The 1,035-nt window shown below is 48.6% G+C and carries 1 protein-coding gene; it reads right to left on the bottom strand.

Features of this window, described 5'->3' with window-relative positions:
• Nucleotides 1–1,022 (bottom strand): DNA repair protein RadA (radA, locus tag A3763_RS21570; RefSeq protein ID WP_068760502.1); only part of this gene is annotated, 1,022 nt, incomplete at its 3' end.
• Between the last annotated feature and the right edge of the window lie 13 nt (nucleotides 1,023–1,035).

Raw genomic sequence — 1,035 nt, forward strand, 5'->3', positions numbered from 1 at the left:
TGCATCACGGCCAGCAACATTGATAAACGGTTCTGATCCATACCCAAGGCGACTCGCTTAGGGTAGTTGCCTTGGCTCTCATCAACCAAAGCCTGTAATTCTACTAGCAACGGGCGCGTACCTTCCCAGAGTATCGTCACGACACTACCTGGCATTATCTCTTCGCCACGGCTTAGGAATATTGCACTCGGGTTCTTCACTTCAACCAAGCCTTTTTCGAGCATAGCAAAGACACCTAACTCATTCACTGCACCAAAACGATTTTTGATTCCTCGCAAAGTGCGATAACGAGTGTCACTGGAGCCTTCGAGCATTATCGAGCAGTCAATCATATGCTCCAAAACCTTAGGCCCGGCAATCGCTCCCTCTTTGGTCACATGACCAACCAGAAATAGCACCATGCCAGTCTGTTTGGCAAGACGGGTCAACCTGGCAGCACATTCTCTTACTTGCGAAACGCTACCTGGAGCCGACTCTATCGCTTCTGTGTGCATTACCTGAATACTGTCAACAACCAGCACTTTTGGCTTATGGACTTGAACCACTTCTTCTATTGATTCGATCCGGGTTTCAGAGAACATATTCAGCACATCAGCTTTGAGACCGAGGCGCTTTGCTCGCAGTGCAACCTGTTGTAAAGACTCTTCACCAGTAATATATAAGCCGTCCCTGCTTGAAGAAAGATGACACATCGTCTGGAGTAGCAAAGTACTTTTCCCGGCACCCGGATGACCTCCAACCAATATAGCAGAACCGGGAACTAAACCTCCCCCCAGCACCCGATCAAACTCACCTATACCGCTACTGAATCTGGGTTGATCTTCGAGGTCAATTGACCCCAAAGCCTTAATCTCGGACTTGGCGCCCGCATAACCCAACGAGGTACTGCTGCTCTTACTTTGCTTTGCTAGCTTTATTTCCTGAATAGTATTCCATTGGCCACAATCCGGACACTGGCCTTGCCATTTAGATAAATCTGACCCGCACTCAGTGCAGACGAATGCGGTTTTGCTCTTTGCCATGCTAAGCCTATTG

The sequence above is a fragment of the Oleiphilus sp. HI0128 genome, assembly GCF_001635365.1.